Origin of the sequence: Gordonia otitidis NBRC 100426 (assembly GCF_000248075.1) — a bacterium.
Taxonomy (GTDB): Bacteria; Actinomycetota; Actinomycetes; order Mycobacteriales; family Mycobacteriaceae; genus Gordonia; species Gordonia otitidis.
The window spans coordinates 96,221-103,514 of the sequence record NZ_BAFB01000170.1; the positions used below are offsets into that span (position 1 = coordinate 96,221).

Annotated in this window: 7 protein-coding genes; 2 read left to right on the forward strand and 5 right to left on the reverse strand. The window is 66.6% G+C overall.

Translation table 11 applies throughout. The features are described from left to right. Positions 1-10: 10 nt before the first annotated feature. From GOOTI_RS16920 to GOOTI_RS16940, 5 genes are all read right to left on the reverse strand, one after another. Positions 11-928 carry a TAXI family TRAP transporter solute-binding subunit gene (locus GOOTI_RS16920; protein WP_007239836.1) on the reverse strand — a complete coding sequence of 306 codons (918 nt, stop codon included), beginning with the start codon at positions 926-928 and terminating at the stop codon, positions 11-13. Further along, a complete protein-coding gene (locus GOOTI_RS16925) occupies positions 925-2,409 on the reverse strand; it encodes a sensor histidine kinase (protein ID WP_007239837.1) in 1,485 nt (494 codons plus the stop codon). The genes GOOTI_RS16920 and GOOTI_RS16925 overlap by 4 nt, the downstream gene beginning before the upstream one ends. After that, on the reverse strand, positions 2,402-3,079 hold the full coding sequence (locus GOOTI_RS16930; protein ID WP_039994266.1) for a response regulator transcription factor: 678 nt from the start codon (positions 3,077-3,079) through the stop codon (positions 2,402-2,404). The genes GOOTI_RS16925 and GOOTI_RS16930 overlap by 8 nt, the downstream gene beginning before the upstream one ends. A 78-nt stretch (positions 3,080-3,157) precedes the next feature. Next, a complete protein-coding gene (locus GOOTI_RS16935; RefSeq protein ID WP_007239839.1) occupies positions 3,158-4,624 on the reverse strand; it encodes an MFS transporter in 1,467 nt (488 codons plus the stop codon). A 141-nt stretch (positions 4,625-4,765) separates the two neighbouring features. Further along, positions 4,766-5,686, reverse strand: coding sequence for a LysR family transcriptional regulator (locus tag GOOTI_RS16940; protein WP_007239840.1), 921 nt, complete (start codon positions 5,684-5,686; stop codon positions 4,766-4,768). A 157-nt stretch (positions 5,687-5,843) separates the two neighbouring features. On the opposite strand from GOOTI_RS16940, the gene GOOTI_RS16945 reads away from it, so the two are divergent. Next, complete coding sequence (locus GOOTI_RS16945; protein WP_039994253.1) at positions 5,844-6,401, forward strand: phosphonopyruvate decarboxylase; 558 nt, start codon at positions 5,844-5,846, stop codon at positions 6,399-6,401. 1 nt (position 6,402) lies between these two features. Further along, positions 6,403-7,294 (forward strand): aldehyde dehydrogenase family protein (locus GOOTI_RS26865; protein WP_007239842.1); only part of this gene is annotated, 892 nt, incomplete at its 3' end.

Consider the following 7,294-nt stretch of genomic DNA (forward strand, 5'->3'; position numbering starts at 1 on the left):
GCAGCCCGCGTCACCCGTGGTGGCGACGGTATGCGGCGGCCGCTGCAGGGTGCAGGGTGAGACCGTAGACCTGGATCAGCGTCTGGGTGTCCAAGAACTGCACGCCAACAGTGCCTTTCGGGATGAGCTGCGAGGCGTCGTCGACCAGCGCGTCGACCACCGCCGTCACCGCGGCATCGGGCGTCGCGGCGGTGGTGAGCAGCACGCTCGGCACCCCGATAGTGGCTGTCTCGGTGCGAGTGCCATACATTCCGGCGGGCACGGCGACGGGTTCGTAGAGTGGACCATACCGTTGCCGCAGCACGGTGAGCTCCGCCGAGAGATCGAGCAACCGGATACCCGCCGGCGGCCCGTAGCCCGGTCGGGGTATCGCCGACGGTGTCGGCACACCGCCGGCCCACATGGCTGCGGCCACGGTTCCCGTTGCGAGCGACTCGAGGACGTTGGTCAGCGACACGGGGCTGATCTCGACGTCGGCAGGCGTCAGTCCGGCGGCGGCCAGCACGCGGCGCCCCGTCCACTCGGTTCCCGAACCCCGCGCACCGAGACTCACCCGTCTGCCGCGCAGATCGGAGAATGCCTTGATGTCGCTGTCCGCGGGTACCGCCAACTGCACGTAGTTCTCGTAGACCCGTCCGACCGCACGCAGTGGTCCGCCGGTTGCGGCCGCGACGTCGCCGAGTGACAGACCGAAGTCGACGTTGCCCCGTTCGAGCAGTTCGATGTTCCGGACGGAGCCGCTGGTGTTCATGGGCTGCAGATGCGTCCGGCTGTCCGCCATCGCGGCCGACAACAGCTTGGCGAACTCCGCCTGGAATCCTCCCGGCTCACCCGTCGCGATCCGGTACGCGTGCGACGCCCCTCCCGCACATCCGGCTGCCACGAGTGGCAGCACCGCGATGCCCTTGAGCAGAGTCCTGCGTCTCATGCCCCGACTCCGCCCCGGTCATCCTCGATTTCGTCCGCGGCATCGCCACTGCGCGCAGTGGCGGGAAGCCGTGAGTCGACCCGTACACGCACACGCAGTCCGCCGTCTGCGGACCGGCCGAACTCCACGTTCCCGCCCACACCACGTACGAGGATGTCGACGATCGCGAGCCCGAGACCGGTGCCGTGCGCTGCGTCGCGGGTGAAGAACCGTTCGGTAAGTCGCGGAAGATCGTCGTCGGCGACCCCCGGTCCGTCGTCGGCCACCTCTATCTCGAGCAGCGGCCTGCCCGGGCGATCCTCGACCGTTCGTATCGAGAGGGTGATCGCGGGGTTCGGTCCGGCGTGGCGCGTGGCGTTGTCGACGAGCACGTCGATCACTTGCGAGAGTGCGTCTTCGCTGATCCTGGCCTGGGTTGCCGCGTCGTCGAGCTCGTCGTGAAAGGTCAGTCGCGCACCCCGCTCGCGAACGGGCACCGACCAGAACTCGGCACGATCGGCGAGTACGGCTGCTGCCGTGCACCATTCGTCGCGGACGCTGTCGAGCACCGGGGTTTCCGCACTGGCGAGCGTGAGCAGCTTGTCGAGGATCAGTTGCAGCCGCTGTGTCTCGGCGCCGATGGTGGCGAAGTCCTCGGAGAGTTCGTCGGGTATCTCGGATTCGACGATATCGAGCCTGAACTGTAGCGCCGCCAATGGATTACGGAGTTGATGTGAGGTGTCGGCCACGAGTTGGCGTTGCATCTCGACCGAGCGTAGGACCGCCCCGACCAGCCCGTCGAAGGTGTCGGTCAGCTGTCGTACCTCCGGCGGACCACCGGCTCTGGTCGCCGCCGTCGTCGTGTTCGTCTTCTCGCTCACCGTCGCCGGGATGACCGGCAACTCGGCGGCGAGACCGGTCATCGCGTCCGAGAGATCAGCGAGCGGACGAAGCACCCAGCGGCTCAATGCCACTGCGAGCGCGGCGAACGCGAGGACGACGACCACCGCACCACCGACGATGAGCAACCACCACCGTCCGATGTCGGCTCGTGTCGCAGCCGTCGAGGACCGCAGCACAGCGGTGCCGTTCACCTGGGCACCGCTTCCGACGGGCGCGACGAACACGGCCGAATCCGGGCCCCACGGCGCCACGTGTCGCAACTCCGACGACCTCTCGTTGCGTAGACCGCGTGCCACCGCAGCCCGCATCTCCTCGTCTATCGGGCCGACCGAGAGGTCGGGCACGCCGCGGGTGGAGACGATCAACACCGAATCCCCGTAGACCTCGTGGTATGCACTGATCTCGTCGGCGATGCGCGCCGAATTCCCGTTCGTCACATATTCGTTCGACAATGCTGCGAAGCGGGTCACGTCGGAGTCGCGTTGCTGCACGAACTGTCGCGTGCGCGCCTGAGACGAGACCTCGATGAGCGGAACGGCGAAACCCGCGATGCTGACGGCGCCGATGATCGCGAGAACGAGCAGCAGTCGCCTACGCATCGTCGATGACCCCGTCCCAGCGATAGCCGAAGCCTCGCACCGTGGCGATGAGTCCCGGGCGACCGAGCTTGGTACGCAAGCCCGTCATGTGGACGTCGAGCGAACGCGACACCGCGACGAAGGCATCGCCCCAGACCTGATCCATCAGTGCGGCACGGCTCACCGCGGCACCAGCGCCTCGCACGAGAACGGCGAGGATGTCGAACTCCTTTGCGGTGAGCTCGATGTCGTGTCCGGCAACGGTTGCCACCCGCGCGTCGAGATCGACGACAACGTCGCCGCTGATCACAATGCGTTGCGCTGCATCGGGTTCGGTGCGCGCCGCGCGACGGCTGACGCTCTCTATACGCGCGACCAGCTCGGCGAACCTGGCAGGTTTGACCAGGTAGTCGTCGGCACCGAGTCGCAAACCCCGAACCACCGATCTCTCGTCGCCGCGCGCGGTGAGCACGATGACGGGTAGTGCGCTCACCTGACGCAGCTGCCGGAGCACCTCGAGTCCGTCCTGATCGGGTAGACCGAGGTCGAGCAGGACGAAGTCGAACTCGTTGTGGTGGAGCAGGAGATCGGCGCCGACGGAGTACCTGGTCGGTTCGTGCCCGAATCGGCGAAGCCCTGCGACGATCGCGCCTGCGACCCCGTCGTCGTCTTCCACCACCGCAATACGCACGACGCCCATTATCCGCGTCCCGGTGGGCCGAGACGCGGATAATGATGCTTGTCAGACGGATTCATCTCCGCCGCAGTTCTATCTCTGTGCAGTCGGGTTCTCCTCGATCGTCGCGCCGACGGCCTCCGGAGTGTGGTGCGGCGTCGTGCCGTCGGCCGCAGCCGGAAAGTCCACGGTCTGTGCGGTCGTGACGCTCGACGCCGGGACGTCGGCGATCCGTCGTGCCTCGGGGCTCGTGGGGTCGAGCGTCGAATCGCCACGCGTCTCCTTCATGAAGTAGGCGGCTATCCAGGTCAGCGCGGCACACGCGGAGACGTAGTAGAAGAAGACGCCTTCGTGACCGGCCTGCTTGAGGCCCAACGCGATCGGTTCTGCCGTTCCACCGAACACGGCGGTGACCAGCGCGTGCGGCAGGCCGACACCGAGCGCGCGCACCTTGGTCGGGAACAGTTCGGCTTTGACGATGGGGCTCAGTGCCGAGTAGGCGGTGACGATGGTCAGCCCGGCCATCATGAGGCAGAAGGCGACGACCGCGTTGGACACGTGACCGAGCGTCGTCATGATCGGCACGGTCAGCAGCGTGGCACCGGCACCGAAGAACAGCATCACCTTGCGACGGCCGATCCTGTCCGAGAGCGCGCCCGCCAGCGGCTGCATGCACATGTAGACGAACAACGCGCAGAAGCTGATCCAGGCGACGGTCTCCTTGTCCATGCCCGCGGTGTTGATCATGTATTTCTGCAGGTAGGTGGTGTAGGTGTAGTAGCAGACCGTGCCGCCGATAGCGAGCGCGAAGACCAACGCGAACGACTTGCGGTACTGCATCAGGGTGCGAAGTGTTCCCTCCTGCTTCTCCGCGGAGGAGCCGAGGGCCGCCACGCGCTGCTTCTCGGCGAGGTACTGCGGCGACTCGTCCATCCCGCGCCGGATGATCATGACCGTCACCGCCGCGACCGCGCCGATCACGAACGGCACGCGCCAGCCCCACGAATCCATCTGCGCGGGAGTGAGGACCTGCAGCAGGATCAACTGCACGCCGATCGCGCAGAGTTGTCCCAGCACGATCGAGACGTATTGGAAACTGGAGAAGAACCCGCGTCGCCCCGGCGTCGCGACCTCGGACAGATACGTCGCGCTCGAACCGAACTCGCCGCCGACCGACAGTCCCTGCAGGAGTCTGGCGAGCACGAGAATGATCGGGGCCACGATTCCGATGGCCGAGTAGCCGGGCGTGATCGCGATGAGCAGCGACCCGGCGGCCATCAGCAGCACCGACAACGTCAGCGCATTGCGCCTACCGTATCGGTCGGCGAATCGACCGAGGAGGTAACCGCCAAGGGGGCGCATCAGGAATCCGACGGCGAAGACCACTGCAGCCGAGAGCAATTGAGCCGTCTGGCTCTCGCTGGGGAAGAACACCGGGGCGAAGAACACGCTGAACGCGGCGTAGACGAACCAGTCGTACCACTCGATCAGGTTTCCGATACAGCCTCGGAAGACATTGGCGACGACGCGCCTGTTGGATGCGGTGGACTGCTGTGTCATCGCACGCTCCTTTGTGAGGTCGAACTTGATTACGTCCTCACTGTGTCAACGGTCACAGGCTGCAGCCAAGGAGTAGAGCCGTTTCCTAACAGTCCCTTTGGACAACGAGCCGAATGTCGCGTCGGATGTGCGGTTCCGTCACTATCCGACCAGCCGGGCCGAGGGCCATCGCCCCCCACTCACCGCAGAGGCTATGACCTCGCCGAGCAGGGCGACGACGACGTCGCACGCGGGCGATTGGGCAGGGTTGCGGGCGACGGCGGTGCCGATGGTCCGCGAGAGCGGGGCACCCACGAGCGGCGCACAGGTGACCGCCTCCCGAGCGTCGATCATCATCGCAGGCGGCAATACGGTCCACCCGTGACCGTCGGCGACGAGGCGGCGCTGGAGTGCTGCGTCGTTGGTCTCGACGGCGATGGAGATGTCGCTGCCCGCGGCTGCGGCGTCGACGATGCTGCGCAATCCGTGTGGCGGCGCGGGCAGGACGAGCGGATGTCGCAACACATCTTCAAGTGACACCGGATTGTCGACGTCCAGCCCGGCCGCGCGCGGTGCCACGACCCAGAGATCCTCGCGGAGGATCGGCCTGATTCTGAACGCCGACGTCGTCGGCTGCTCGAAGAGCAGTGCGACATCCACATCGCCGACGTCCAGCCACTGCGCGAGGTGTCCCGCGTATCCGACGTCGACCCGCAGCACGATCCCGGGGTGCCGCCGGGTCACCGCAGCGACGAGGTCGGCTGCGAGCAGGCCGACGGTCGACGGCAACAAGCCCACGCTGACCCTCCCGCGCACTCCCTTCTCCACACCGGACGACACCTCGGCCCGTGCACGATCGAGTTCCTCGAGCGCACGGCGCGCGCGGTCGAGCACCTGTTTACCGTTGCCGTTCACCGACATTCCAGATCGACTGCGCTCGAACAGTTCGACGCCGAGTTCCGACTCGAGCGCGTGGATCTGTTTCGTGACGGCCGGTTGCACGATATGCAGTGCCTTCGCCGCCGCGGTCACGCTCCCGGTGTCGGCGACAGCGATCAGCGCACGCAACTGTCGAAGCTCCATCTCGACCTCGCATTTCTCTCGTCCGGTGATTCCCGCGCGAGTGTCGCCCGCCCGGGACGCATTCCCGACGGGAATGCCGGACCATCACAGAATTCTATTACCACCCCAGCTCGATAACGCATGAGAATGGATGACATCCCGACGAAAGGCCAAACCGATGTCCAGTGCGCCAACGCAGAGCGCCCCCGCCGAGCTTGCAGGCCCCGGCTGGCAGCGCGACGTCTTCGACGTCCTCAAACAGGGCGGCGTCACACAGATCGCTTACGTCCCCGACGCAGGCCATTCGTATGCGATCCGCGCGGCGATCGCCGATCCCGACATCACCGACGTCGTGTTGACCACGGAGGAAGAGGGTGTGGGAGTCACCGCGGGTGCGTGGCTCGGCGGTGTCCGCGCGGCGATGCTCATGCAGAGCAGCGGCGTGGGCAACTGCGTCAACATGTTCTCGCTCCTCGAGATGTGCCGATTCCCCTTCCTGACGCTGGTCACGATGCGCGGCGAGTACGCCGAGTTCAATCCCTGGCAGATCCCGATGGGTTCGACCACCCAGCGCGCACTCGAACTCGGCGGCATCACCGTTCTGCGGGCAGACAAGCCCGACGAGGTCCGCGAGGTCACCCAGGCCGCCCTCGACTCGACCTTCCTCGCAGGAGAACGCACCGCGGTGCTACTCGGCCAGAGCCTCATCGGCCGCAAGAAATGGGAGCGCAACTGACATGACCACGACAACCGCACACCCCGGCGCCTCCCCCGGCGTCTCGGACGCGACGGCAACACCCGACGACGCCGCGACCGCAGCCACACCGATGGATCGCCGCCTGTTCGTGTCGGCCTTGCTGGATCAGGTTCCCGACGCCCTCGTCGTCACCGGGCTCGGCTCGGCGTCGTACGACGTCTTCGCCCACGGCGAGCGCGAGCAGAACTTCTACCTGTGGGGCGCCATGGGCGGGTCGGTCCCGGTGGGACTCGGACTCGCACTGGCGCAGCCCGAGCGTTCCGTCCTAGTCGTGACCGGCGACGGTGAGATGCTCATGGGGATCGGCTCGCTCGGCTCGGCGGCCGTGCGGGCCCCCGAGAACCTCACGGTGCTGGTTCTCGACAACGGCCACTTCGGTGAAACCGGTATGCAGCGCAGTCATTCCGGGCTCGGCGCCCGACTCGTCGACGTTGCGCGGGGCTTCGGAATCGCCGACTGCCGAGAGGTCCACTCCGTCGATGAGGTGACCGACATCGCGTCGATCATCAACGCGCGCAACGGGCTGTCGTTCGTGCAGGCGCACATCAACACCGACGAACCGCCCCGCCCTGCCGCCGCGCGACGGTGTCGCCGTGAAGAACAAGTTCCGCGCAGCGCTCGGGCTGGAGACTTTCTGATGACGGACAACACGATGCAGCCATATCAACTCCGGATCAACGGACGCTGGTGCGACAGCGACAGTGGTGAGTCGTTCGATTCCTTCGACCCGTTCACCGGCAAGCCCTGGGCACGGATCGCCCGCGGGAACGCGGCCGACGTCGATGATGCCGTCCGAGCCGCGCACACCGCACTCACCGACAGCGCGTGGGCGGAGATGACCGCCAGCGCCCGTGGGCACCTCCTCCACCGGC

Excerpts from the sequence above, each read along its gene's own strand:
- GOOTI_RS16920 (WP_007239836.1), bottom strand. The coding sequence starts at position 928 with ATGAGACGCAGGACTCTGCTCAAGGGCATCGCGGTGCTGCCACTCGTG.
- GOOTI_RS16925 (WP_007239837.1), bottom strand. The coding sequence starts at position 2,409 with ATGCGTAGGCGACTGCTGCTCGTTCTCGCGATCATCGGCGCCGTCAGC.
- GOOTI_RS16935 (WP_007239839.1), bottom strand. The coding sequence starts at position 4,624 with ATGACACAGCAGTCCACCGCATCCAACAGGCGCGTCGTCGCCAATGTC.
- GOOTI_RS16940 (WP_007239840.1), bottom strand. The coding sequence starts at position 5,686 with ATGGAGCTTCGACAGTTGCGTGCGCTGATCGCTGTCGCCGACACCGGG.
- GOOTI_RS16945 (WP_039994253.1), top strand. The coding sequence starts at position 5,844 with ATGTCCAGTGCGCCAACGCAGAGCGCCCCCGCCGAGCTTGCAGGCCCC.